Consider the following 26,388-nt stretch of genomic DNA (forward strand, 5'->3'; position numbering starts at 1 on the left):
GATAACGATCGGCGAGACCCGCATTTTCCGTCACTTACGGTCGAACCTGGCCGGTGCCGCGCACCCGATACTGGAAGGAGGTCAATTGCTCGACGCCGACGGGACCGCGTGCGTGCATCTTGCCGGTGGATATGCCGATCTCGCCGCCCATGCCGAATTCGCCGCCATCGGCAAACTGGGTCGAGGCATTGTGAAGGAGAATGGCGCTGTCGATCTCCGTGAAGAAGCGATGGACGACTCCGGCGTCCTCGGCGATGACGGCTTCCGTGTGGGACGATGACCAGAGCCCGATATGCTCGATCGCACCGGCAACGCCGTCGACCATCCGCACCGCGATGATGGCATCGAGATATTCCGTCGCCCAGTCTTCTTCCGTGGCCGCAATCAGGCCGGGGACAATGGCCCGAACCGCGTTGTCGCCGCGCACTTCGCAGCCGGCGGTCTGCAGCGCGGCAATCAGCGGCACGACGAAGCGTTCTGCGCCGGCCGTGTCGATCAGCAGGGTTTCCGCCGAGCCGCAAACGCCGGTGCGACGCATCTTGGCATTGACGATGATGGCGCGCGCCATGTCGAGATCGGCCGAAGCATCGACATAGACGTGGCATAGGCCTTCGAGATGCGCGAACACCGGGACACGTGCCTCGTTCTGAACGCGCGCAACGAGGCTCTTGCCGCCGCGAGGCACGATCACATCGATCGCCCCGTTCAGACCGGTCAGCATGGCGCCGACGGCCGACCGGTCGGCGACCGGAACCATCTGGATCGCATGCTCTGGAAGGCCGGCCGAGACCAGGCCCTCCAGCAGGCAGGCATGGATTGCCTGCGAGGAGTGGAGGCTGTCGGAGCCGCCGCGCAGGATCACCGGATTGCCGGCCTTCAGGCACAGCGCACCCGCATCGGCGGTCACGTTCGGCCGGCTTTCATAGATGACTCCGATGACGCCGAGCGGCGTCCGGACGCGCTGGATGCGCAGGCCGTTCGGCCTTTCCCACTCGGCGATGACGTCGCCGACCGGATCGGGCAGAGCAGCGATATCGCGGATGGCGTTCGCCATGCTCGACACGCGCTCTTCATTCAGCGTCAGCCTGTCGATGAAGGCGGCGGCCACGCCGGTCTCCCGTGCATTTTCAAGATCGAGCGCATTGGCAGCCAGAATATCTGCGCTTCGCTTCAGGATCGCATCGGCCATGGCCATGAGGGCTGCCGTCTTCTGCGTCGGCGATGCCGTTGCCAGTGGCCGGGCCGAAGCCTTGGCCTGACGGCCGATGGCGGCCATCAGATCCTGGATTTCGCGCTTGCGGGGATCGTCAAGCATCGATGTCGTTCCTCTCCGTCTCACACGTCGCGCGCGTCGTCGCCTGCGCGTCCGGCAGTGTGCCTGTCATGACCAGATCGTCACGATGCACCATGGCGGCGCGGCCGGCATAGCCAAGGATCTCCGAGATGTCCCCCGATTTCCGGCCCGCGATCTGCCGCGTTTCGTCAGCGTCGTAGCTCGCAAGTCCCCGGGCGATTTCTCGTCCGTCCGCGCTCACGATGGCGATCGTGTCGCCGCGGCTGAACGTTCCGGTCACGTCGCGCACACCGGCCGGCAGCAGGCTCTTGCCGGAACGCAATGCCGTTTCGGCGCCCGCATCGATGGCAAGGGTGCCCGAGGGCAACAATTGTCCGGCGATCCATGTCTTGCGCGCCGTGACAGGCGTAGTGGACGGGGCAAACCAGGAGGATCGGGCACCTTCGGCCAGCGCCGCCAGAGGGTGATCGACCTTGCCCGAGGCAATGATCATCGCGCAACCGGCGCTGGTCGCCATCTTGCCGGCGTCGATCTTCGTGCGCATCCCGCCGCGCGACAGCTCCGATGCTGCGCCGCCGGCCATCGCCTCGATCTCGGGCGTGATGGACGGAATGATCTCGATGAATTTGGCTTCCGGATCCAGATGCGGCGGTGCCGTGTACAGTCCGTCGATATCGGAAAGCAGCACGAGCAGGTCCGCACCGATCATGGTGGCGACGCGCGCGGCCAGCCTGTCGTTGTCGCCGTAGCGGATTTCGCTCGTGGCGACGGTGTCGTTCTCGTTGATGATCGGGATCGCACCCATCTTCAGGAGCTGGGTCATCGTCGCACGCGCATTGAGGTAGCGCCTTCGCTCCTCCGTGTCGCCGAGTGTAAGCAGAACCTGTCCGGCAATGATGGCGTCCCGGGACAGACTTTCCGACCAGGCTCGCGCCAGGGAAATCTGCCCGACGGCTGCTGCGGCCTGGCTTTCCTCCAGCTTGAGCGCGCCCGCGGGCAGCTTCAACACAGAACGGCCGAGGGCAATGGCGCCCGACGAGACGACGAGGACATCGACGCCCTGCGATTTCAGCGCGGCAATGTCGGCGCAGATGGCGTCAAGCCATGTCGTCTTCAGCCCGCGCGCCCGATCGACCAGCAGGGCCGATCCGATCTTGATGACGACCCGCCGATAGGTCGAAAGCGGCTTGCGGGCCGAGCGCATCAGTCGGCGCTCCCCGCGTCGTCGCTGCCCGCCGTCTGGGCCGTCACGATGATATCCCGCAGGGCACGCAAGGTTTCCGTCATGCCCGTGCCGACAATGGCCGAGAGAAGGAAAGGGGTCGTCCCCGATGCTTTCGCCAGCGCTTTCTGTTTCTTCTTCAGCTCAGTAGGATCGAGCGTATCGACCTGCGACAGCGCCACGATTTCCGGTTTGTCCGTCAGCTCGCCACCATAGGCTTCCAGCTCGTGCTTTACGGTCTTGTAGGCCTTGGCCACATCCTCCTCCTGTCCCGAGACAAGGTGAAGCAGGACACGTGTGCGCTCGACATGACCGAGGAAACGGTCCCCGAGGCCGACGCCCTCATGTGCGCCTTCGATCAAGCCGGGAATATCTGCCAGAATGAACTCGCGCCCATCGATGGTGGCGACGCCCAGGTTCGGATGCAGCGTGGTGAAGGGGTAGTTCGCGATCTTCGGCCGCGCCCTCGTGCAAGTGGCAAGAAAGGTGGACTTGCCGGCGTTCGGCAGCCCCACGAGTCCGGCATCGGCGATCAGCTTCAGCCGCAGCCAGATGGTCTTTTCCTCGCCCTCGAGCCCGGGATTGGCCCAGCTCGGTGCCTGATTGGTGGCCGACTTGAAGTGGGCATTGCCGAAACCACCATTGCCGCCGGCCGCGATCCGGAAGCGCTGGCCCTCCGTGATCATGTCGATGATCAGCGTTTCCCCGTCTTCTTCGAAGATCTGCGTGCCGACCGGCACTTTCAGCGTCACGTGATCGCCGCCTGCGCCCGTGCGGTTGCGGCCCATGCCGTGGATCCCGGTGCCGGCCTTGAAGTGCTGCTGGAAGCGGAAATCGATCAGCGTGTTGAGACCATTGACGGCCTCCACCCAGACGTCACCGCCGCGCCCGCCGTCACCGCCGTCGGGTCCACCGAACTCGATGAACTTCTCGCGCCGGAAGGATACCGCACCGGCTCCCCCGTCGCCGGAGCGGATATAGACCTTGGCCTCGTCAAGAAATTTCATCGTCGTACCGTTCGTGCTACCTGCCGGAATTGCCGCCATCGATATAGGCACGGCCCGGAGAGGTCAAAGAAATCCTTCAGGCAGGCGGCCCGAGCCTCGGGCCGCCCACAGTGTCGTCAGGACGCAGGCGCAAAACCATCCCGCGTCAGCTGCGTCTCGATCCGGTTTACTGTCCGGCCCCGCGCCGGCACATAGACATCCGAGATGCCGGTGATCGCGAAACCGAGCTTGGCCTGAACCTTCAGCGAGGCCGCGTTGTCGGCGAGAACGCCGGACAGGAGAACGCATTCCGGTCGCTGGCGAAAGAACGCCTCGATGAGAGCATATGCCGCTTCGCCCATGAAGCCGCGGCCCCAGGCCTGCCGGTTCAGCCAGTATCCCAGGTGCCAGCCATTCCGCTGCCGCTCGATCGAGACCATGCCGATGTGCCCATCACCCTTGTCGGTGATCGCAGCATGCCAGGCATCGCCGGCATGTGCTTCGGCTTGCAGCCACTCGCGGGCATCGCCCAGATGATAGGGCTGGGGCACGCGCAGGAGCATGCGGACAACGTCGTGATCGCAAAGCGAGGCGGCGATCGCCGGCGCATCGGAGAAGGCATGCGGCCGCAAGGTCAGACGCGGCGTCCGGATGACCGGGCAGGGCGGCAAGATCCCGGACGCCCGGGGCTTTGCCTCCGGCCTCTCGCGCCTTGGCCGTGCCGGCATGTCGAGCTCGAGGGTCATCGTCCGCCTCCCCAGCTTCTCAGAGAGATCCAGGTCTTCCGGTCCAGCCGGAACCACTCGACCGGAACCATGCCGCCCAGGGCCAGGCTTCCGATCATGCCGCCGCCCTGGTACTGGAACCCGCATTTCTGAATGACGCGCCGCGACGCGACGTTCATGACGCGGCAGCGGGCATCCAGCTGCGCGATATCGCGCATCCGAAAGGCCATGTCGATCAGCGCCTGCGCGGCTTCGGTCGCATAACCCTTGTTCCAGTGCGGCTCGCCCAGCCAATAGCCGAGTTCCGCAGTGCGCCCATCGTCATGCGGCTCGACGCCGCAGCAGCCGAGAAACGCGCCCGTGTCCGCTTTCGTGATGGCATAGACGCACTTGCCAATCGTGCCGGCGTTCGTGCGTCGCACGAAGTCCGCGGCATCCGCCACCGTGTAGGGATGTGGCATGCGCGAAACCATGGTGGCGATGTTGGCGTTGTTGGCAAGATGGGCAAGGGCGTCGATATCGTCTTCATGGGGCGCGCGCAGGACAAGCCGTGGTGACAACAATATCGGGCAATCGGTCCTTGACCGTTGCGGCCTCGGCCGCTCTTCGGGAAACCGCATCGGGTCTTCCCGTAACAATTCGCTCTGCATGTCTTGATCTCCAGACGTGAAAAAGGGGAGGTGGGTCTTGCCCCATCTCCCCTTTTGTCGTGGTCTGAACCTGAAACGGCCAGCCGGGTCGATGAGACGCCGGCTGTTTTAGAGCGCTACCGGCTTATTCCGCTGCTTCTGCTTTCGGCATCACCGAGACGTACACGCGGCCGTTGGCCTTCGTGCGGAAATCCACGTTGCCTGTCGTCAGCGAGAAAATCGTATGGTCCTTGCCGAGGCCGACATTGGCGCCCGGATGCCACTTCGTCCCGCGCTGGCGCAGGATGATGTTGCCTGGAATGACGGCTTCGCCGCCGAACTTCTTCACGCCAAGGCGCTTGGATTCCGAATCGCGACCGTTACGCGACGAACCGCCAGCTTTTTTGTGTGCCATGGGTCTTCTCCTTTAAACCTTCGATCGATCTTACTTGGCGCCTGCGATGTCCAGGATGCGGACAGTCGTCTGGTGCTGGCGATGGCCGCGCGTGCGCTTGGAGTTCTGGCGACGGCGCTTCTTGAAGGCGATAACCTTCTTGGCACGGCCATGGCTAACGACTTCTGCACTCACGACAGCGCCTTCGACGAAGGGAAGGCCGATCGTGGCGTCGGCGCCGACGCCGACCATCAGGATCTCGGTGAATTCGATCTTGTCGCCTTCGGCGCCACCCAGCTTTTCGATGGTGATGACGTCGTTTGCGGCTACGCGGTACTGCTTACCGCCGGTCTTGATGACTGCGAACATGTCTTGTCCTTGTCTGTTCGGTCCGGCTCTGTCCTCTCGGCTCCGAAAATTCGGAGACCGGTCGTGAACGGCCGTCTTTTTATCAGTCGGAATGGCCAAGAGAAGGTTCTCCCCGGCCGACGAAGCGAATGTCCTTCCGGACATCCGGATGATGTGATGCACCGACCCCGCATCCGGAGTCCGCACCACTTCAGATGCGCCCGTTACGCGAGCTTTAGAAATCTGTCAAGGTAAAAGCCCGGAAATCCCTCAAATTCAAGCCCTTCTCCCTCTTGCCATCCCTCCGAACTGCCGCTATGAACCGCCTCGCGCTCCCAGAGCGCCTTCTGACCCCGCGGAGAGGTGGCAGAGTGGTCGAATGCACCGCACTCGAAATGCGGCATGCCTGCAAGGGCATCGTGGGTTCAAATCCCACCCTCTCCGCCATTTGTCGGGTCATTCTTCCCCAATCTATAGCAAAACCTTGGTTTTCCTTATGAAACTCTGACTGAATGCCCGAACCAAGGGATTTCCGTCATGAAAGTATCGCGCCGGGTCCACCTCGAAGTATCGGGCCAGGTATCGCAACCAGCAGCCAAAAGCGAGCCAAGCAGCGCTTGCCATCGTTGGCAACGCGGACCTTCTAAAGCAGAAGGCACTCGAGAAGCTGCACAGTTCGGTAGCGCACAACATACCTGTAACCACACTGCCTACTGTTGCGCCAGCAGCCCCAGCCCGCGAGCCTACCCATCAACAGGAAAAAGCCTCACCTGCTTTTTATGGAAGGTGAGGCTTTTCTTGTATTTTCTGATCGAGATTAACCGCTGGATCATTTGGCCAGCGCTTCAACGCGATAATCCATAAAAATACTATGTCGATTATAGGTAATACTGTCAAGATCGACAGGATTGGCGGCAGACCAGTTCGCTTAAAAATTATCCAGAATGGAGCTACAAAGCCTGCCGCAATAATCAGAACTATTAGCAAAAGCCATAAACTAAAAATATCCATTTCTCCCTCGCTGCTAAGTCGCTAGAATCTATTTATATATCATAATATATTAAATTAGGGTAAATGATTTAAACGCCTAGCTCTCTCGCTTTAGTGTTATTAATTCCTCTTCTGTTATTGTACATTGGTCTAAAAAATTCTGTATTTTTTTAATTATATATATGTAGTTTATAGAGTCGTCAGTGTTAGCTAACCTAACCGTTTTCATGTCGTTGACGAAGAGGTTCAGTCTGACCTTGCTCCCCGTGATATAATCCATTTTGAAGTAAGCTCTGGCCCATTTGAGACGACCAGGGGATGAAGCGCAATCGTTTCACAGACGAACAGATCATCGGCATATCGAAGGAGCACGAGGCAGGCACGCCGGTCTCGGAGCTTTGCCGCAAGCATGGCGTCAGCGATGCCAGCATCTATAAATGGAAGGCCAAGTTCGGCGGCATGGAGGTGTCCGAGGCCAAGCGGCTGAAGACGCTTGAGGACGAGAACACGAAGCTGAAGCGGCTTCTGGCGGATGCGGTGCTCGACAATGCTGCCTTGAAAGACCTTTGGGAAAGACGTGGTGACGCCCGCGGCCAAGCGGAAAGCTGTCGCGCATCTGATGAGCCAACATGAGATGCGCGAACCATTGCCGGCAAGCGGTGTTTATACCGCTGAGAGGGGCGGGCGTGTAAAGCCATTGGTTCTTGCCGAATGACGGTCCGTTACGAGACCAGGCGCGACGATGATCATGAGCTTCGCGAGCGAATGAAGGCGTTGGCGCATGAACGTCGCCGCTTCGGATATCGACGCATTCATGTGCTGCTCCGGCGGGAGGGTCACCTCGTGAACCGCAAGAGGCTCTTTCGGCTCTATTGGGAGGAGAAACTGACGGTGCGCAAGCGCGGCGGACGCAAGCGAGCGATCGGCACGCGAGCGCCGATGTTGGTGCCGATGGCGGCCAATGATCGTTGGTCGCTAGACTTCGTGTCGGATCAGATCACCGATGGGCGCAGGTTGCGGATTCTGACCGTCGTCGATGATTGCACGAGGGAGTGCCTGGCGCTCGTCGCCGATACATCGCTTTCCAGTCTTCGCGTCGCACGGAAGCTTGACCGGATTATCGAGGAGCGCGGCAAGCCGAGGATGATCGTTAGCGACAACGGCAGCGAGTTCACCAGCAACGCGATCTTGCAATGGGCGGACCGGACCAAAGTTGACTGGCATTACATTGCGCCTGGCAAGCCGATCCAGAACGCTTTTATCGAAAGCTTCAACGGGCGGCTGCGAGACGAGTTCTTGAATGAAATTCTGTTCTCGTCGCTTGCTCACGCCCGGTCCGCGCTTTCAAACTGGCGTAGCGATTACAACGATCAACGCCCGCACTCAGGTCTTGGCTGGCTGACACCGGCCGAATTCGCTCAGACACTCAACCCGCGACGTGATGCGGTGCCGCGCAGCCGAAATGGCTCCGCACCGCAACCCGCCGCTATCAAACCAACAACAGCAACCAAAGACCGTTGGAGCGAACTCAAAACTGGGTAAAACTTGGGGCAAGGTCAATTGAAGCGTCGGCTGTAGTTAGACGCGGCTCAATGACCAAGAAGCGTCTATGCAGATTGCGGTCGTAACACGTTGACGAATAGGTCCGACGTCTGAAATTTCGTGTTGTACCCACCAATGTACCCAGACGGTGGCTCTGGCGACTCTTAGATCAATGGGCTATGCGACGTTAGGCGGGCGATCCCACCCTCTCCGCCATCGGAGCCTTTGGCCTCCAGCCCTTCCAGTGATCTGCTGATGTCTCTTGGTCTGCACGGCATGCCCATGTGGCCAGGGCCATGCTGCGGGCACGTCCCTACAATAGCGCTGCGACTGCCACCATGTCTGCGAATGTGACCGGGAGAGAGGGTGACGTCGCGTGCTTGCTCTCCTGCGTAGGGCATGTGGCAAGGCTCTGAACGATACGCATTCCCGTATGCGACGCAGCTGATGCTCACTGCAGGGGGGTGAGGTCATGCAACTGGCCGCGGGTCGACGTGCTAGCTCCAGGGAGCAGTGCGGATTTCTTCGGTGCCGAGACGTGGGTCATGCCCGTTGCAGTTCGATTCCCGTCGCCAAATCGTTTCCCCGTGTCGTTGTTGCAGCAGTCGCGAGACGACTTTGATGTTCTGCTGGCGAGGTCAAAGGTGATAGTCTGCCGCGTGTGATCTTTTCGAGGTGGAAAAGATCCGGAACACGGCAGGATGGCCGTACTCGACCAGCGGCAGGCGACCGTTTTTGACTTCGTAAGAACCCAGAGGAGGAATGGGAATGAGCAGGAACAGAGGTGTAGTGTATCTGCGGCCGGGCAAGGTCGAAGTGAGAGATATCGATGACCCCAAGCTCGAGGCGCCGGACGGTCGTCGGATCGAGCATGGCGTCATCCTGAAGGTCATTTCCACCAATATCTGTGGGTCCGACCAGCATATGGTGCGTGGTCGCACAACGGCTCTGCCCGGTCTGGTGCTGGGGCACGAGATCACGGGCGAGGTCGTCGAGAAGGGCATCGATGTCGAGATGCTGGAAATCGGCGATATCGTCTCCGTTCCCTTCAACGTTGCCTGCGGCCGTTGCCGCTGCTGCAAGTCGCAGGATACCGGCGTCTGCCTGACCGTGAATCCATCCCGCGCCGGCGGGGCCTATGGGTATGTCGACATGGGCGGCTGGATAGGCGGCCAGGCCCGCTATGTCACCGTCCCCTACGCCGATTTCAATTTGCTCAAGTTCCCGGATCGCGACAGAGCGCTTTCGAAGATCCGCGATCTTACCATGCTGTCCGACATCCTACCGACCGGTTTCCACGGGGCGGTGAAGGCAGGGGTCGGTGTCGGCTCCACGGTCTATGTCGCAGGCGCGGGTCCGGTGGGGCTGGCAGCGGCCGCATCCGCGCGCATTCTTGGTGCGGCAGTCGTGATGATCGGTGATTTCAACAAGGATCGCCTTGCGCATGCCGCCAAGGTTGGCTTCGAGCCGATCAATCTTTCAAAGAGCGACCGTCTCGGGGACATGATCGCCCAGGTCATTGGCACCGATGAGGTCGATAGCGCGATCGATGCGGTGGGTTTCGAGGCCCGCGGCCATTCGGGCGGAGAGCAGCCGGCGATCGTCTTGAACCAGATGATGGAGATCACCCGCGCGGCAGGCTCCATCGGCATTCCCGGCCTCTATGTCACCGAGGATCCCGGTGCCGTCGATGACGCTGCCAAAAAGGGAAGCCTGTCCCTTCGGCTGGGCCTCGGCTGGGCCAAGGCCCAGTCCTTCCATACCGGTCAGACGCCTGTGCTGAAATACAATCGTCAGCTCATGCAAGCCATCCTTCACGACCGGTTACCGATCGCCGACATCGTCAACGCCAAGATCATTTCGCTTGATGATGCCGCGCAGGGCTACGAGAGTTTCGACCAAGGGGCGGCGGTCAAATACGTGCTGGATCCCCACGGGGACCTGACACGAGTCGCGTAACCTGCCTCGGCCGCGTCGCGGTCTGCTGTCCTTGCTCGGCCGGTTCCAAGGCCGGGCAAGAACCGCCTTTCTGGTCGCCCACCTCATGCTCTAGATTCGTTTCGTCTCGCCGGAATGTTCCCTGGCGCCTTCAATACGGCGTGCAACGTCTGATCTCAATGCTGAGATCGGCGCGGCGACCGTCAGAAAGCTCAGGGTGTGCCGGCAAGCGGAGGTCCCTGCCGTGTCACGAAACCTGCTGCAAATCCTTTGATGCAAAGCTTGAAGCAGAGAAGGGGAACGCGAACTGGAGGCGCAGGTCGATCGATTCGGCGCCCCTCCAGAGACGGGCATCCCGGCACGCATCACGCTTTCTCTCCGTCGGCTTATTCCGCCGCGGCATGACCCTGGCCAAAGCGTTTTTCGATATACTCGCCGACGAGCGCTTCGAAGTCGCCTGCGATGTTTGTGCCGCGGATGGTCAGTGCCTTCTTGCCGTCGATATAGACCGGAGCGGCAGGAAGCTCGCCGGTCCCCGGCAGGGAAATGCCGATATCGGCATGCTTGCTTTCACCGGGACCGTTGACGATGCAGCCCATGACGGCAACCTTCAGGCCTTCGACACCCGGATATTTTTCCCGCCAGACCGGCATGTTGCGGCGGATGTCGTCCTGGATCTTCTGGGCGAGCTCTTGAAACACGGTCGACGTCGTGCGCCCGCAGCCCGGACAGGCGGCGACGACGGGGACGAACTGGCGGAAGCCCATCACCTGCAGCAGTTCCTGTGCCACCTGCACCTCACGGGTCCGGTCGCCGCCCGGCTCGGGCGTCAGCGAGATGCGGATCGTATCGCCGATCCCCTGCTGCATGAGAATGCCGAGCGAGGCAGACGAGGCGACGATGCCCTTGGAGCCCATGCCGGCTTCCGTCAGGCCGAGATGGAGCGCGTGATTGGTGCGCACCGAAAGCATGGCATAGGTCGGAATGAGGTCTTGAACGTTGGAAACCTTGGCCGAGAGGATGATACGGTTGCGCGGCAGGCCGATCTCCTCGGCAAGTTCCGCCGAGATCAGCGCCGACTGCACGATGGTCTCGCGCATCACCTGTTGGGCTGTCAGGGGAAAGCCCTTTTCCTGATTGTCGTTCATCAGGCGGGTCAGGAGCTCCTGATCGAGAGAACCCCAGTTGACGCCGATGCGGACGGGCTTGTCGTACTGGATCGCCCGCTCGATGATCGCGCCGAACTGGCGATCCTTCTTTTCCTTGAAACCGACATTGCCGGGGTTGATCCGGTACTTGGCCAAGGCTTCCGCGCAGGCCGGGTGATCGGCGAGCAATTTGTGGCCGATATAGTGAAAATCGCCGATCAGGGGCACGTCGAGGCCAAGGCGTTCCAGCCGCTCGCGAATGCGCGGCACGGCGGCCGCGCTCTCGTCGCGATCGACGGTGATGCGCACGAGTTCGGAACCGGCGCGATGAAGGGCCGCCACCTGGGCCACGGTCGCATCCACGTCAGCCGTATCGGTGTTTGTCATCGACTGCACGACGACAGGCGCGCCGCCGCCGACCAGAACCCCGCCCACATCCACCCCGACTGTTTCACGGCGTGGCTGCGGTTCGAAGGCGAAGGACATGGACATGATGGGCCTCGTGCATTCCCGGTCGGTGGGCGCTCCTGAGGTGCAGGAGGATCGCCGCGCTGTCAACTGACGCTGCCTCCCAAGGGCCGAAAAGCGCCATCGGCAGCAGCGGTGCTCCATCAGATCTTGGCGGCAAATTCGTGGCGCCTGTGCTGTTGCCTTGTGTGCCTTCGGTTCAGCCCTTTGCCGAATCGGCGTGGACCGCATGGCCGGAGAGAAGCAGAACGATGAGGAACAGTGCGGGAATTGCCGTGAAAATCGCGGAGAAGCCGACATGTTCGGCAATGAAGCCGATGAGCGACGGAGCAAACAGGATGCCGGAATAGCCCATGAAGGTGACGACCGAGAGGCCGATGCCCGGCGCCAGGCCCGGCAGGTTGCCGGCCGCCGAAAAGGCGATCGGGACCATGTTGGAAATGCCGATGCCGGCAAGCGCGAAACCGAGGATGGCGACCGTTGCATCGGGTGCAAGCCCGGCCGTCACCAGGCCGACGAGCGCCAGCAGGGTGCAGACCCGTAAAGTCCTCACCGCGCCGAAGCGGTCCCGCACGTGATCGCCGGCAAAGCGCATGATCGCCATGGTGGCCGAGAAGGCGGCAAAGCCGTAGCCCGACAGGGCAACCGACGCGCCCAGTTCGTTGCGCAGGTAGAGCGCGCTCCAGTCGATGACCGATCCCTCGGGAATCATCGAGAACAAGGCGATGATGCCGATCAGCCAGGGCAGCGGCAAGCGGGGCAGGGCCAGTTTTTCCGTCTCCGCCTCGGGGTGCGGATGATCCGCCATCACGAGCGGCCAGGCGACGGCGAGGAATGCAAGCCCGGCGATCGTCACGAGCACCGCATGCAGGATCTCGCCGAAATGCGCGATCGCCGGACCGCCGAGGGCCGCGCCGGCCAGGGCGCCCAGGCTCCAATAGGCATGGCAGGACGACATGATCGCGCGCCGCATGCGCTTTTCGACGGCGACGGCGTTGGCGTTCATTGCCACATCCATCGCGCCGATGAAGCCGCCGAAGAGAAACAGTCCCACGAATGCAAGCGGCAGGCCCGGCATCAGGCTGAGCATCAGAAGAACAGGCACCAGGCACGCGGCCATCAGCTTGGAGATCTTCTGCGAGCCGAGCCGGGAGATCAGACCTCCTGCAATCGGCATCATCAGAAGGGAGCCGATCCCGAAGGTGAGGATCAGCAAGCCGAGCACGCCCTCGCTAATGTCGAGCCGGTCTTTCAGGATGGGAATCTTTGGCGCCCAACTGCCCATCATGAAACCGTTCATGAGGAACAACAACGAGACGGCGAGCCGGATCCGCGGCATGTAGCCCGATGGGGCCAGATCTGTCGGAGGAACCGAAGCGCCTGCGTTCGTGGGGTGGTCCATCCTCTGTCTCCTTGCGGTCTGCGACCGGATCGTGTCGCTCTGGTTCTGTCTGCGGATCAGCTGGCCACCGGCTGCGCGTGCAGAACGGATGCACCGGTTGCCTGAAGCGCGGTCGTAAGCGTGTCTGGCGCATCCGCCTCGAGCGTCAGCGTCATCCGCGCGTCGAGGGCAGCGATGACGAAGGGATGAACCAATCCCAGCTTGTCGGTCGTGCAGGCAACGAGGACGGCCGATGCATGGGCAGCGGCGATCGTCTTGAAGACCACGTCGTCATAGATGAGCCCGGTCAGGCCAGACCCGGCATCGATGCCGCAGGCGCCGAGAATGCAGAGGTCCGGTCGCAGCATCTTGAGATCCCGCTCCGCCTGCGTGCCGATCGCCGCGCCGACATGACGATCGATCCGTCCGCCGATGGTGATCACCTCGATCCGCCCATGGTCGAGCGCCGCCGCGGCGATGGCCGGCATGTTGGTGGCCAAGGTCAGGCAGAGACCGGGCGGAAGCGCCTTGACGATTGCCAGGTTGGTCGATCCGGCATCGACGAACACCGTCATCCCGTCCGTGAGACGCGTGACGGCGGCTGCGGCCAGCGCCTGCTTGCGTCCACGCGAAATGCCGGTCCTCACGGAGAATGGTTGCTCGGAGGGCAGAGCCAGAGCGCCGCCATAGACCCGCTCGCAGAGGCCGGCTGCCGCCATGTCGCGCAGGTCGCGCCGGATCGTGTCTTCCGATACCTTGAAATGGCGCGCAAGGTCGCCGGCGAGAACCCGGCCGGATTGGCGGAGTTCGCTCCGGATCGCTTCCTGTCGCTCGCGCGTCAGCAAATCGCTCGACATCCGCGTTTTCCAATCATGCACAAATCGGTACGAACGTGCATAAACGTATTTTTCCGATATGCAAGGCGTCTCTCGTTCGACGGGGTGCCGGACACGCACTGCGTTCCTTTCCCAGTTGCCGGTTGACGTGTCTTGACGCTTTCGGAATCACAGGTTCACAAGCAGAAGCAAGGGACAGATCGATTGCGTCATCACAGGAGAGACCCGGCATGATTCAAGGCATCACATGGCTGCTGGGCTTCCAACTTGTCGGGGAGGCTCTGTCGTATGCAGCTGGAGGACAGGTTCCAGGACCCGTCATCGGCCTTGCGCTTCTGACACTCTTCTTGCTGACGACCCGGGGGGTGCCGGCTGCCGCATCCATGGAGCAATCCACCGGCAAGGTCGCAGATGGCCTTCTCGCCAATCTCGGCATCCTGTTCGTCCCCGCGGGGGTCGGCATCATCCAGCATCTGGATCTCGTGATGTCCATGGGGCTGTCAATCCTCGCCGCGATCCTCGTCTCCACGGTCGTCACGCTCGTCGTCACCGTCTGGGCTTTCACATTCGCCAAATATCTGGAGCAGAAATGGAAGCGCAAACCATGACCGGCCTAACAGAGGGAGTTCCAACAGGAACAGGTCTGGCGGTTCCGGACATAACGGGACAGGTCCTGGCGGGGCAGGTCTTGGGGGGGCAGGCTGCGGCCGGCGGGGTCATGGCGCAGCAAGCACCTGTTCTGCCATCCAGCCTGTGGGTCTATCTCTCGGCAACGCCCCTCTTCTGGCTGACGGCGACGCTGGTCGTCTGGCTGCTTGCCAGTGCCGTGGCTCGCCGCGCGAAGGGGCATCCCATGGTCAATCCGGTACTGATTTCCGTCATCGTCATTGGCCTCGGGTTGACGCTCGGCGGCGTCGCCTATCCCGCCTATTTCGAGGGGGCACAGTTCATCCACTTCCTGCTGGGTCCGGCGACGGTCGCGCTCGCGGTGCCGCTCGTGCGGCAGATCAGGCTCGTCATTGCCAATCTGCTGCCCATGCTGGTGGCGCTCGCCGCCGGCAGCATCACCGCCGTCCTCAGCGTGCTTGCGCTCGGGAGGCTCTTCGACTTTCCCGACGCGCTCACCGTCTCGATGGCGCCGAAGTCTTCGACAGCCGGCGTTGCCATGGCGATCTCGAAAGGCCTTGGAGGTGATCCCGGTCTCACCGCGGTCTTCGTCATCCTCACCGGCATCACCGGCGCGGTGGTCGTCACGGGTTTGATGAACCGCATGCGGATTACCGACTACGCGGCCCGCGGCTTTGCGGCGGGTCTCGCGTCTCACGGCATCGGTACGGCCCGCGCCTTTCAGGTCGATCCGGTTGCCGGTCTATTCGCCGGCATTGCCATGGCGTTGAACGCGCTGGTCACCGCGCTGATCGTGCCGCTGTTTCTCTGAAGCCGGCGAGACGCACGGACGGTCCGGATACGAATCGGAGCAGACCGTCTAAATCCTAGAACACCGGCCGTCGCCGACCGGTGTTCCCCTGTGATCTGGCCGCGGCTCAGCCGAAGACGACAAGCAGATCCTTGGTGTCGATCTGGTCGCCTGTCTTCACCAGCACCTCCGCGATCACACCGTCTTTTTCGGCATGGAGCGCGGTTTCCATCTTCATGGCTTCGATGGAGAGGAGCACGTCGCCGGCTTTGACTCTCTGGCCGGCAGAGACGGCGACGGTGGAGACGACGCCCGGCATCGGCGCACCGAGATGAGCGGCGTTTCCGGCTTCGGCCTTGCGGCGCACGGCGGTCGTCGCCGCCCGATTCCGGTCCGGCACCTTGATCATGCGGGCCTGGCCGTTCAGCTCGAAGAAGACCTTGACCATCGCCTGCTCATCCGGCTCGCTCTTGGCCTGGTGCTGGATCACCAGCGCCTTGCCGCGCTCGATTTCCGGCAGAAGCTCCTCGCCCGTCGTCAGTCCGTAGAAGTAGGCATGTGTCGGCAGCACCGAGACGGGGCCGTATGTCTCGACCGCCAGTGCGTAGTCTGTAAAGACCTTGGGATACATGAGGTAGGAGGCGAACTCGGCGTCCGACACCGGGCGGCCGATCTTGGTTTCGACCTCCTGGCGCTCGGCATCGAGATCGGCTTCGGCCAGCAGCGAGCCCGGACGATCGGTATAGGCTTCCTCGCCCTTCAGCGCCTTCTTCTGCAAGGCTTCCGGCCATCCGCCCGGAGGCTGGCCAAGATCGCCCTTCAGCATGGACACGACGGATTCCGGGAAGGACACGTCCTTGGCCGGGTTTTCAACATCGGCGACGGAAAGGTCCTGGCTCACCATCATCAGTGCCATGTCGCCGACCACCTTGGACGACGGTGTGACCTTGACGATGTCGCCGAACATCTGGTTGACGTCGGCATAGGTCTGGGCGACCCGATGCCACTTGGTCTCGAGCCCGAGCGAACGGGCCTGTTCCTTGAGATTGGTAAACTGGCCGCCCGGCATTTCATGCAGGTAGACTTCCGAGGCCGGTCCTTTCAGATCGCTTTCGAACGCCGCATACTGATGGCGCACGGCTTCCCAATAGAAGGAGATGCGGCGGATCGCTTCAGGGTCGAGGCCCGGATCGCGCTCCGATCCCTTCAGCGCTTCGACGATCGAGCCAAGGCAGGGCTGCGATGTGTTGCCGGACAAGGCGTCCATTGCTGCGTCGACCACGTCGACGCCTGCATCCACGGCGGCCAGCACCGTTGCCGCGGCAATGCCCGACGTATCGTGCGTGTGGAAGTGGATCGGCAGATCTGTTGCCTCGCGCAGGGCCTTGAAGAGGACGGTGGCGGCTGCCGGCTTCAGGAGGCCTGCCATGTCCTTCAGCGCGATCATGTGAGCGCCGGCCCGCTCCAGCTCGCCGGCCAGCGCCGTGTAGTATTTCAGGTCGTATTTCGGGCGTGCGGAGCTGAGGATGTCACCCGTGTAGCAGATCGCCGCCTCGCAGATGCGATTCTCCGCATTCACGGCGTCCATCGACACGCGCATGTTCTCCACCCAGTTCAGGCAGTCGAACACGCGGAACACGTCGATGCCTTCGCGGGCTGCCTGGCGCACGAAATACTTCACGACGTTGTCCGGATAGTTCTTGTAGCCGACGCCGTTCGCGCCGCGCAAAAGCATCTGGAGCAGGAGGTTGGGCGCGTCCTCGCGAATGCGGGCAAGGCGGTCCCACGGGTCTTCGGTGAGGAAGCGCATGGAGACGTCGAAGGTCGCGCCGCCCCAGCATTCCAGCGAGAAGAGCTGCGGCAGGGTCTTGGCATAGGTGTTGGCGATTCGCGCGATGTCGTAGGTCCGCATGCGGGTCGCCAGCAGCGACTGATGGCCGTCGCGCATCGTCGTGTCGGTCATCAACACACGTTTTTCGGCACGAACCCACTCGGCGAATTTCTTCGGGCCGAGTTCGTCCAGCTTCTGCTTGGTGCCGGAAACCACTTCGCCGCGTGCGAACGGGACGACCGGCTTGGCAGCATCTGCCGGCGGGCGTGGCCTGCCCTTGGCTTCCGGGTGGCCGTTGACAGTGACGTCGGCGAGATAGGTCAGCAGCTTTGTCGCACGGTCCTGCCGTTTGACCTGCTGGAAGAGCTCGGGCGTGGTATCGATGAAGCGCGTCGTGTAGGAATTGTCCCGGAACTTCGGATGCGTGATGATGGCTTCGAGAAAGGTCAGATTCGTCGCCACGCCGCGGATTCGGAACTCGCGCAGCGCGCGCTCCATGCGGGTGATCGCCTCGGCCGCACCCGGCGCCCAGACGGTTACCTTGACGAGCAGCGGGTCATAGAAGCGGGTAATGACAGCGCCGGTGTAGGCTGTGCCGCCATCAAGCCGAATGCCGAAGCCGGCCGCCGAACGATAGCCGGTGATGCGACCATAGTCGGGAATGAAGTTCTGTTCGGGATCCTCGGTGGTGATGCGGCACTGAAGCGCATTGCCATTCAGGCGGATGTCCTCCTGCTTCGGTACACCCGATTCCAGCGTCCCGATGGCATGGCCGTCAAGAATGTGGATCTGCGCCTTGACGATGTCGATCCCCGTGACGACTTCCGTCACGGTATGCTCCACCTGGATGCGCGGGTTTACCTCGATGAAGTAGAACTTGCCGGTATCCATATCCATCAGATACTCGACCGTGCCGGCACCGACGTATTGGGTCGACTGGGCGATCTTGACGGAATAGGCCGCAAGTTCCTGACGCTGCGCCTCGTTCAGATAGGGGGCGGGCGCCCGCTCCACGACTTTCTGGTTGCGGCGCTGAACCGAACAGTCGCGCTCGAACAGGTGGACCACATTGCCGTGCGTATCGCCGAGAACCTGGCTTTCGACATGGCGGGCACGCTCGACGAGTTTCTCCAGATAGACCTCGTCCTTGCCGAAGGCCGCCTTCGCCTCGCGCTTGGCTTCCGTCACCTCGCGGGCAAGATCCTTCGGATCGCGAATGGCGCGCATGCCGCGCCCGCCACCGCCCCAGGAGGCCTTCAGCATAATGGGATAGCCGATCTCCTCGGCCATGCGCGCCACTTCGGCCATGTCGTCCGGCAGCGGCTCGGTGGCGGGTACCACGGGGACGCCGATCTCGATCGCGAGATTGCGGGCCGCCACCTTGTTGCCGAGGCGGCGCATCGTGTCGCCCGTCGGTCCGATGAAGATGATGCCGGCTTCCTTGCAGGCGTCCACGAATTCGGGGCTCTCAGACAGCAGGCCATAACCCGGATGGATCGCATCCGCGCCTGACAGCTTGGCCACGCGCAGGATTTCCTCGATCGAAAGGTAGCTTTCGATCGGTCCGAGGTCGCGTTCCAGATGTGGGCCTCGCCCGATCTGATAGCTTTCGTCGGCTTTGAACCGGTGCAGGGCGAGCTTGTCCTCCTCCGCCCAGACGGCCACGGTTTTCAGGCCCAACTCGTCGGCTGCTCGAAACACGCGGATGGCGATTTCGGATCGATTGGCAACGAGAATCTTTTTGATGGACAAGCTGGCCTCCTACACCTTGACGTGCGGCTCTGCTGCACCGCGGAAGAACTCTATCGGCTCACTTTAGGAAGTTCAATTTCGGAATTTCACGGGATGCGAGATTCAGCACGCCCCGGCGTCTTTTCCGTGCGGACAGCGGAAGCCTGCGCACGCGGCCTGTTCCGCGGCAGCGGAACAGAAAATCCGCGGTCCGCTCCGGATGGAAAGGGCCGTGTCGTGCAGGGAATGCACCGCGCTTATCGCGCTGCACCGCAACATGAATACCCTGTTCAGCGACCATTCATGTTGCGATTGCGATAGTGGCGTCATCGAACAGGGAGAAGCACGTCTTCTGACCGGTTCGCCTTCAAGCCGGGCCGGTTGGCCGGTCTGGCGCGACAACGAGATTTCCCACGAGGGATAAGACAGTGTCATTGTTTCAGGTCTATGCGAGAGCTCTCCAGTATCTCGCCGCTCACAAGTTTCGCGTTTCTGCGATCGTCATTGCCAACATTGTGCTGGCGGCCATCACGATTGCCGAGCCGATCCTGTTCGGCCGCATCATCGACGCGATCTCCTCCAAAACGGAAGTCACGTCGACCCTTATCATGTGGGCGACGCTCGGCATCTTCAACACCATCGCTTTCGTGCTGGTTGCCCGTGAAGCCGACCGCCTGGCGCATCAGCGCCGCGCGACGCTCATCACGGAGGCGTTCGGCCGCATCATCTCCATGCCGCTGTCCTGGCACAGCCAGCGCGGGACATCGAACGCCCTGCATACGCTGTTGCGGGCTTGCGAAACGCTGTTCGGCCTCTGGCTCGAATTCATGCGCGAGCATCTCTCGACCGCTGTTGCGCTGACCCTGCTGGTTCCCACGGCCTTTGCCATGGACTATCGCCTCTCGCTCGTCCTTGTCGTTCTCGGCACGCTCTATGTCATCATCGGCAAGCTTGTCATGGCGAAGACGAAGGACGGTCAGGCTGCCGTTGAAGGTCACTATCACACCGTGTTCGGCCATGTATCGGATGCCATCAGCAACGTCTCGGTCGTCCATAGCTACAACCGCATCGAAGCCGAAACACGCGAACTGAAGGCTTTCACGCAGAAGCTCATGTCGGTCCAGCTCCCGGTTCTCGACTGGTGGGCGCTGGCCAGCGGCCTCAATCGCATGGCCTCCACGATCTCCATGATGACGATCCTCGTCATCGGTACCCTCCTCGTCCAGCGCGGCGAACTGGGTGTTGGCGAAGTGGTTGCCTTCATCGGCTTTGCAAACCTTCTGATCGGCCGTCTCGACCAGATGAAGAACTTCGTCAACCAGATCTTCGAAGCCCGCGCCAAGCTCGAAGACTTCTTCAACCTGGAAGATTCGGTCCGTGACCGCGAAGAGCCTGCCGATGCCGGCGAACTGAACCATGTTCGTGGCGACGTTGAGTTCCGTGATCTCACCTACCACTTCCCGGGCACCACGGATGGCCTGCACGACATCAACATCAAGGTAAAGGCTGGCCAGACCATCGCCATCGTCGGCCCGACCGGCTCCGGCAAGACCACGCTGATCAACATGCTGCAGCGTGTCAACGAACCGAACTCCGGCAAGGTCCTGATCGACGGCGTCGATGTTGCCAAGGTGACGCGCAAGTCGCTGCGTGCGTCGATCGCTACGGTCTTCCAGGATGCTGGCCTCCTCAACCGGTCGATCTCGGACAACATCCGTCTCGGTCGTGAGGATGCAACGCTCGAAGAGGTCGTGAAGGCTGCTGAAGCTGCCGCTGCTTCGGACTTCATCGAAAGCCGCGACACGGGTTACGACACACGGGTCGGCGAACGGGGTAACCGCCTCTCCGGCGGCGAGCGTCAGCGGATCGCGATCGCTCGGGCTATCCTGAAGAACGCACCGATCCTGGTGCTGGACGAAGCCACATCCGCGCTTGACGTGGAAACGGAAAACCGGGTGAAGGACGCGATCGACAACCTGCGCAAGGACCGGACGACGTTCATCATCGCACACCGTCTGTCGACGGTTCGCGAAGCCGACCTGGTGGTCTTCATGGATCGTGGCCGGGTGGTCGAAATGGGCGGCTTCAACGAGCTCAGCCAGTCCAACGGCCGCTTTGCAGCCCTGCTGCGGGCCTCGGGCATCCTGACGGACGACGACGTCCGCCGCGCAACGGCTGCCTGATCTGTCAACGATCAAATACCGGATATAGGAACGCCCCGTCAAAAGCGGGGCGTTCTTGCGTTGAGGTGCTGATGTGCGACGGGATATCTGGGTGCCGTGATCAGCGCCGAAGCGCCGTGACCTCGATCTCGATCCGCATTTCGGGGCGGATCAAGCCACAGACGACCATGGTGGCAGCCGGGCGGATCTCGCCGAACGCTTCTCCCAGAATGGGGAAAACCAGGTCGGCAGAGGACGACTCGGTAATGTAGTAGCGGCAGCGGACGATGTCGGACAGCGCGAAGCCGGCCTCGTGCAGAACGGCGGCGATGGTCTTCAGGCAGTTGCGGGCTTGATCCTCTACCGCTTCCGGCATGGTCATCGTCGCATAATCATAGCCCGTCGTTCCCGAGACGAAACACCAATTGCCCTCGACCACGGCACGCGAATAGCCCGCCGCGCTCTCGAACGGCGAGCCGGAAGAGATCCGCCGTCGCGAAGCGGCGGTGCTGGCGTCCTGGGTCAAGCCCAGGGACGCTCTACGGCGTTAGCCTTCTCGAAGCCGTCGATGGCCGAGACCTTCTCCAGCGTCAGGCCGATATCGTCGAGGCCATTCAGCATGCAATGGCGCTTGAAGGCATCGAGCTCGAAGCTGATCTTGCCACCATCGGGGCCGGTGATTTCGAGGTTTTCGAGGTCGACGGTAAGAACGGCGTTCGAACCGCGGCTCGCATCGTCCATCAGCTTTTCCAGATCCTCGGGGCTGACGACGACCGGCAGAATGCCGTTCTTGAAACAGTTGTTGTAGAAGATGTCGGCAAACGAGGTCGAGATGACGCAACGGATGCCGAAGTCGAGAAGGGCCCAAGGAGCGTGTTCGCGCGAGGAACCGCAACCGAAATTGTCGCCGGCAACGAGGATCTTGGCGTCCTTGTAGGCAGGCTTGTTCAAGACGAAACTTTCGTTGAGCGTGCCGTCCTCGTTATAACGCGCTTCGGCGAAAAGGCCGGTGCCGAGCCCTGTCCGCTTGATCGTCTTCAGATAATCCTTCGGAATGATCATGTCGGTGTCAATGTTGACGACGGGCAGGGGAGCGGCGACGCCGGTGAGCTTGACGAACTTGTCCATGGCCTTGCGACTTTCGTGTCCAGAAGAGGGAATTGTCCTGCGCTTTAGAGCAAAACGTGGGTAATTTGAAGGAAAATCTCTGGCGGTGCGGAGACAGTCGAAGGCGCGTGAGGCGGCGGAGCACGGATCCGGGCCACTTTCTGTCGCCGCTTTACAGCGTCACTTCCCGCAAGCCCTTGGAGAACGAAACCTACAGCATAGGTAAAGCGTTGAGCACCGTGCGCATGAAATGCGCCGCCCCACCACAGGAGGACGTTCCCAATGGGCATTTTCGACAAGATCAAGGATGCGATCTTCGGTCATCACGACAAGGCCACGGCACCGGCATCGCCGACCGGCACGACCTTGAACCCGTCAGGCGCCGGTCCCGTCGTTGCGTCCACAGCGCCCTCGGCGACCCCGGTTGCCCCGACGGGAACCGCAGGTACAGCTTCCGGCTCGGCGTCTGGAATGCCGTCCGGAACACCCGTCGCTGCCCCGTCCCAGGCGCCTTCGGCCACCGCGCCGACGACCGCGTCGGCGTCCGGTCCGGTCGATGTCGCCGCAATGCTCGACAAGGCTGTCGCCGCCAAGGGCCAGAAGCTCGACTGGCGTCATTCGATTGTCGATCTGATGAAGGCGCTCGGCATGGAAGCCAGCCTTTCCGAACGCAAGGAACTTGCGCAGGAGCTGCATTATACCGGCGACGCAAACGACTCCGGCAAGATGAACATGTTCCTGCACAAGGCGCTGCTTCAGAAGCTGTCGGAAAACGGCGGCAAGGTTCCAGCTGAACTGCTCGACTGAGACCACCCTTTAGCGAATCTGGTCGATGACATGAAAAAGGGCTTCCGTAGTGACACGGAAGCCCTTTCGGTTTGGCGTGTCTGTTTGCAGAAACGCGTCTCAGATTTCCGGGCAGCCGTTCCGGTTGGCGAAGGTGATGCGCTGAGGACCACGGCGGGTCATGCCTTCCACGACGACGCGGCGTTCGGTGACCCGAACAACTTCGGGATCGCGCAGGCCGGAATCGCGTGCTGCTGCACGGGCTTCGCGCTCGCCGCAACGATCGCGTCCACGCTCACGGCGCGGTTCGCGAATGACCGGGCGAATGCCATCGGGCCCAACGCGCAATTCGACACCCTGAGCGTTGGCGATGCCCGCAAAACCGGCGGATCCGCCGGCTGCAATCGCCAGCGCCATGCTGGCAGAGACGAAGAACTTCATCATGATATGACCTCCCATGCGCAGTGATGCGCCTTTGAACAATCTCCATCAATCCAGACGGGGGGATTTGGTTCCGCTGATGGCGGTGGAGCTTGCGTCCCTCGCCAGGGACCGGATGCCAGCACCGAGGCATGTTGCCATGCCCCGGTTGCGCGCTCGTTTTTCAGTCGTCGCTCTCCATCACGGCAGGCTCGATGCTGACGGGCTCGATGGCATCCCGTCCGCCAGCGATAATTGACCGCTTGCCGACATGGTTGGCCGCACCCACGAGGCCTTCGCGCTCCATCCGCTCGACCAGGGAGGCGGCACGGTTGTAACCGATCTGCAGGCGGCGCTGGATATAGGACGTGGAGCACTTCTTGTCGCGCAGCACCACCTTCACGGCCTTGTCGTAGAGATCCTGGCCGTCTTCCTCGGCCATGCCGGACTTGTCGAACACGGCCGTATCTTCTTCGGGAGACTCTTCCACCTCGTCCGCATCCTCGGTCACCGTGCCGAGATATTCCGGGCGGCCCTGCGCCTTCAGATGGTTGACGACCTTCTCGACCTCCTCGTCGGAGACGAACGGTCCGTGCACGCGGGCGATGCGCCCCCCGCCGATCATGTGCAGCATGTCGCCCTGTCCGAGCAGGTGTTCTGCACCCTGCTCGCCAAGGATGGTGCGGCTGTCGATCTTCGAGGTCACCTGGAAGGAGATGCGGGTCGGGAAGTTGGCCTTGATCGTGCCGGTGATGACATCGACCGAGGGACGCTGCGTCGCCATGATCAGGTGGATGCCGGCGGCACGGGCCATCTGGGCGAGCCGCTGGATCGCGCCTTCGATCTCCTTGCCAGCCACCATCATCAGGTCGGCCATCTCATCGACGATGATGACGATGTAGGGCATCGGCGCAAGGTCGAGTTCCTGCTCTTCGAACACCGGCTCGCCGGAGCCGCGATCGAAACCTGTCTGGACCGTCGTGAACACCGTCTCGCCCTTGGCCCGGGCAATGGCCGCGCGGCTGTTGTAGCCGTCGATGTTTCGCACGCCGAGCCGCGACATCTTGCGATAGCGATCTTCCATTTCCCGAACGGCCCATTTCAGCGCCATGACGGCCTTCTTCGGGTCGGTGACGACGGGGGTCAGGAGGTGCGGGATCCCGTCATAGATCGACAGTTCCAGCATCTTCGGATCGACCATGATCAGGCGGCATTCCTCGGGCTTCAACCGATAGAGCAGCGACAGGATCATGGTGTTGATCGCGACAGACTTGCCGGAGCCCGTCGTTCCTGCCACGAGAAGGTGCGGCATCTTGGCGAGTTCCGCCACGACAGGTTCGCCACCGATCGTCTTGCCGAGGCAGAGCGGCAACTTGAACTTCGTTTCCTCGTAGCTGTGCGATTCGATCATCTCCCGGAAGTAGACCGTTTCGCGCACCGGATTGGGCAGCTCGATGCCGATGACATTGCGGCCCGGAACAACCGCGACGCGGGCCGACAGGGCCGACATGGAGCGGGCGATGTCGTCGGACAAACCGATGACGCGCGAGGATTTGACCCCCGGGGCCGGCTCGAATTCATATAGCGTGACGACAGGGCCGGGCCGCACATCGATGATCTCGCCGCGGACGCCGAAGTCTTCCAGCACGCTTTCGAGCAGGCCGGCGCTTTGCTCCAGGGCTTCCTGGCTCATCGAGGTGGTCTGCTGGAACACCGGCTCCTGCAGAAGGTCGACCGGCGGGAGTTGATAGCCCTCCATCTCCGGCAACACCGAGAGATCGATCGCGCGTGCCGCGGCACTCAGTTGCAGCGAAGGGGTCAGCCGTCCGGCGAGAACCTGAGCGGCGCGGATGCGCGGCTTGATGGCAGCCGGCGCTTCCGTCTCCGCAGCGTCGGGAGCCATGGGGATGTCGGCAGGGATAGGCTCGGGAGCAGCTTGCGGCATCTGCTCGGTTCCCAGGGTCACCGTGTCCGCGCCCTCGTCAACGACCGGCAACACCGCGGATTTGGTCGCACCGACCTCGATCACGCGATAGAGGGCCGTAACGGATTCGGGGCTTGCACGAAACGCAACGGTCGCGTTTGCGGGAGCCGTCGAGGCCATGGCCTTTTCTGATAATACTGGATGCGCCGTCGGCATGAGCGTTGGCTCGACGGCCGGGATATCGCGGATAGCCGGCGCCGGAACAAGAGAAAGCGACGGATCGAAATCGGGGTTCGAGAGCAGGGTCTCGAAGAAGATCGCGTCGTTGATGGCAAAGCTGAAGGCCCGAGGCGCAACGGATGGGGCCGTTTCCATCTTGATAGCGGCGTCGTCGATAACCGGTGTCACGACAGGTTCCTCTTCCACCTCGAGCGGATCCTGCAACGCGTCGGCACGTGGTGCTTCGATCTGTGCCTGTGGCCAGCTTTCCGGCTGGGAAAATTCGCGGCGCAGTTTCAGCGCCAAGGCGAGCGCGCCGCGCGCCGTTGCGAAATCGGTGGGGATATCGAAAGTCTGTGTCATTTCAGGTCGTTCCAATGAAGCGTCGGCTTCGATCATGTCCGAGGTCAAGGCGGCCAGCGGCTCGTTCGGCTGCTCGCTGATCTGAACCATTTCAAGCATGGGTGGCGATTTCGGGCTACGTTTGGGGTAGGCGCTGTCCGGTGTTCGGGTAAAGCGGACGTTGGGGCCGATCACGAAGTTGCTCTGCCAGATCGGCGCCCGTCCTTCGATCTCGCCGGCTGCCATCTCGTCGGCGTTCTCCGCATCGTTACCCGACAGGAAAGCGCCGCCGAGTGTCTCCGGCGTGCCGTAGATACGCTTGACCGGCTCGATGCGCTGCGGCGCATCTTCGGCTTTCGTACTGTCGATACCGTGGGGAAGATTTGTTCTGGATAGACGCATAGGAACCTGCAAACTCGGGAACATGAGGGCCGATGGGCACCTCTATTCAATAGAAAATAAAGGTTAATCAGCCCTTTCCACGCCACACGTCCGACAAGGGCAGAAGTGCGTTGTGCCCGTCTTAAACTATTGTAATCATTGAAATG

Annotated in this window: 20 protein-coding genes, 1 tRNA gene and 1 pseudogene; 7 read left to right on the forward strand and 15 right to left on the reverse strand. The window is 61.9% G+C overall.

What is annotated here, in order from left to right:
- Positions 1 to 34: 34 nt before the first annotated feature.
- From ASG25_RS18515 to rplU, 7 genes are all read right to left on the reverse strand, one after another.
- On the reverse strand, positions 35 to 1,315 hold the full coding sequence (locus ASG25_RS18515) for a glutamate-5-semialdehyde dehydrogenase (protein ID WP_062477529.1): 1,281 nt from the start codon (positions 1,313 to 1,315) through the stop codon (positions 35 to 37).
- Positions 1,308 to 2,498 carry a glutamate 5-kinase gene (gene proB, locus ASG25_RS18520; RefSeq protein WP_062477533.1) on the reverse strand — a complete coding sequence of 397 codons (1,191 nt, stop codon included), beginning with the start codon at positions 2,496 to 2,498 and terminating at the stop codon, positions 1,308 to 1,310. Before proB ends, ASG25_RS18515 begins: the two co-directional genes overlap by 8 nt.
- Positions 2,498 to 3,523 (reverse strand): GTPase ObgE, encoded by a 1,026-nt coding sequence (gene obgE, locus ASG25_RS18525; protein ID WP_062477536.1) that lies wholly within the window; start codon positions 3,521 to 3,523, stop codon positions 2,498 to 2,500. Before obgE ends, proB begins: the two co-directional genes overlap by 1 nt.
- Before the next feature lie 116 nt (positions 3,524 to 3,639).
- Complete coding sequence (locus ASG25_RS18530; protein WP_244479447.1) at positions 3,640 to 4,248, reverse strand: GNAT family N-acetyltransferase; 609 nt, start codon at positions 4,246 to 4,248, stop codon at positions 3,640 to 3,642.
- A complete protein-coding gene (locus tag ASG25_RS18535; protein ID WP_062477540.1) occupies positions 4,245 to 4,877 on the reverse strand; it encodes a GNAT family protein in 633 nt (210 codons plus the stop codon). Before ASG25_RS18535 ends, ASG25_RS18530 begins: the two co-directional genes overlap by 4 nt.
- 124 nt (positions 4,878 to 5,001) lie before the next feature.
- Complete coding sequence (rpmA, locus tag ASG25_RS18540) at positions 5,002 to 5,271, reverse strand: 50S ribosomal protein L27 (protein WP_062477551.1); 270 nt, start codon at positions 5,269 to 5,271, stop codon at positions 5,002 to 5,004.
- Between the two features lie 30 nt (positions 5,272 to 5,301).
- Positions 5,302 to 5,619 carry a 50S ribosomal protein L21 gene (gene rplU / locus ASG25_RS18545; RefSeq protein ID WP_062477553.1) on the reverse strand — a complete coding sequence of 106 codons (318 nt, stop codon included), beginning with the start codon at positions 5,617 to 5,619 and terminating at the stop codon, positions 5,302 to 5,304.
- A gap of 336 nt (positions 5,620 to 5,955) precedes the next feature.
- On the opposite strand from rplU, the gene ASG25_RS18550 reads away from it, so the two are divergent.
- From ASG25_RS18550 to fdhA, 3 genes and pseudogenes are all read left to right on the forward strand, one after another.
- Positions 5,956 to 6,045: transfer RNA gene (locus ASG25_RS18550), tRNA-Ser, on the forward strand.
- 861 nt (positions 6,046 to 6,906) lie between these two features.
- Positions 6,907 to 8,130: pseudogene (locus ASG25_RS18560) on the forward strand (IS3 family transposase).
- Positions 8,131 to 8,898: 768 nt separating this feature from the next.
- Positions 8,899 to 10,089, forward strand: coding sequence for a formaldehyde dehydrogenase, glutathione-independent (gene fdhA / locus ASG25_RS18565; RefSeq protein ID WP_062477562.1), 1,191 nt, complete (start codon positions 8,899 to 8,901; stop codon positions 10,087 to 10,089).
- A 365-nt stretch (positions 10,090 to 10,454) separates the two neighbouring features.
- Here fdhA and ispG read toward each other — a convergent pair whose 3' ends face one another.
- The 3 genes from ispG to ASG25_RS18580 form a co-directional block, all read right to left on the reverse strand.
- Positions 10,455 to 11,708, reverse strand: a complete 1,254-nt coding sequence (ispG, locus tag ASG25_RS18570) for a flavodoxin-dependent (E)-4-hydroxy-3-methylbut-2-enyl-diphosphate synthase (protein ID WP_062477565.1) — start codon at positions 11,706 to 11,708, stop codon at positions 10,455 to 10,457.
- A 175-nt stretch (positions 11,709 to 11,883) separates the two neighbouring features.
- Complete coding sequence (locus ASG25_RS18575; protein WP_062477568.1) at positions 11,884 to 13,086, reverse strand: MFS transporter; 1,203 nt, start codon at positions 13,084 to 13,086, stop codon at positions 11,884 to 11,886.
- A 56-nt stretch (positions 13,087 to 13,142) separates the two neighbouring features.
- Complete coding sequence (locus tag ASG25_RS18580) at positions 13,143 to 13,922, reverse strand: DeoR/GlpR family DNA-binding transcription regulator (RefSeq protein WP_062477571.1); 780 nt, start codon at positions 13,920 to 13,922, stop codon at positions 13,143 to 13,145.
- A 209-nt stretch (positions 13,923 to 14,131) separates the two neighbouring features.
- Here ASG25_RS18580 and ASG25_RS18585 point away from each other — a divergent pair, with 209 nt between their 5' ends.
- On the forward strand, positions 14,132 to 14,509 hold the full coding sequence (locus tag ASG25_RS18585; RefSeq protein WP_062477574.1) for a CidA/LrgA family protein: 378 nt from the start codon (positions 14,132 to 14,134) through the stop codon (positions 14,507 to 14,509).
- A gap of 110 nt (positions 14,510 to 14,619) precedes the next feature.
- On the forward strand, positions 14,620 to 15,339 hold the full coding sequence (locus tag ASG25_RS18590) for an LrgB family protein (RefSeq protein WP_062478077.1): 720 nt from the start codon (positions 14,620 to 14,622) through the stop codon (positions 15,337 to 15,339).
- A gap of 106 nt (positions 15,340 to 15,445) precedes the next feature.
- Here the strand turns inward: ASG25_RS18590 and pyc are convergent, their stop codons facing one another.
- Entirely contained in the window at positions 15,446 to 18,901 is a 3,456-nt protein-coding gene (gene pyc, locus ASG25_RS18595; RefSeq protein ID WP_062477577.1) for a pyruvate carboxylase, read from the reverse strand.
- 407 nt (positions 18,902 to 19,308) lie between these two features.
- On the opposite strand from pyc, the gene ASG25_RS18600 reads away from it, so the two are divergent.
- On the forward strand, positions 19,309 to 21,063 hold the full coding sequence (locus ASG25_RS18600; protein WP_062477580.1) for a glucan ABC transporter ATP-binding protein/ permease: 1,755 nt from the start codon (positions 19,309 to 19,311) through the stop codon (positions 21,061 to 21,063).
- Between the two features lie 100 nt (positions 21,064 to 21,163).
- Here the strand turns inward: ASG25_RS18600 and ASG25_RS18605 are convergent, their stop codons facing one another.
- Both ASG25_RS18605 and leuD read right to left on the reverse strand, forming a co-directional pair.
- The gene (locus tag ASG25_RS18605; RefSeq protein WP_082475474.1) at positions 21,164 to 21,574 is read right to left on the reverse strand and encodes a RidA family protein; all 411 of its coding nucleotides are present in this window, start codon (positions 21,572 to 21,574) and stop codon (positions 21,164 to 21,166) included.
- Positions 21,565 to 22,170, reverse strand: a complete 606-nt coding sequence (gene leuD / locus ASG25_RS18610; protein WP_062477586.1) for a 3-isopropylmalate dehydratase small subunit — start codon at positions 22,168 to 22,170, stop codon at positions 21,565 to 21,567. Before leuD ends, ASG25_RS18605 begins: the two co-directional genes overlap by 10 nt.
- 261 nt (positions 22,171 to 22,431) lie before the next feature.
- On the opposite strand from leuD, the gene ASG25_RS18615 reads away from it, so the two are divergent.
- Entirely contained in the window at positions 22,432 to 22,956 is a 525-nt protein-coding gene (locus ASG25_RS18615; RefSeq protein WP_062477589.1) for a DUF3597 domain-containing protein, read from the forward strand.
- Between the two features lie 99 nt (positions 22,957 to 23,055).
- Here ASG25_RS18615 and ASG25_RS18620 read toward each other — a convergent pair whose 3' ends face one another.
- Positions 23,056 to 23,379, reverse strand: a complete 324-nt coding sequence (locus ASG25_RS18620; protein WP_062478079.1) for a hypothetical protein — start codon at positions 23,377 to 23,379, stop codon at positions 23,056 to 23,058.
- A 160-nt stretch (positions 23,380 to 23,539) separates the two neighbouring features.
- Entirely contained in the window at positions 23,540 to 26,086 is a 2,547-nt protein-coding gene (locus ASG25_RS18625; protein ID WP_062478084.1) for a DNA translocase FtsK, read from the reverse strand.
- Positions 26,087 to 26,388 lie beyond the last annotated feature (302 nt).

Source organism: Rhizobium sp. Leaf384 (genome assembly GCF_001424065.1).
GTDB lineage: Bacteria > Pseudomonadota > Alphaproteobacteria > Rhizobiales > Rhizobiaceae > Ferranicluibacter.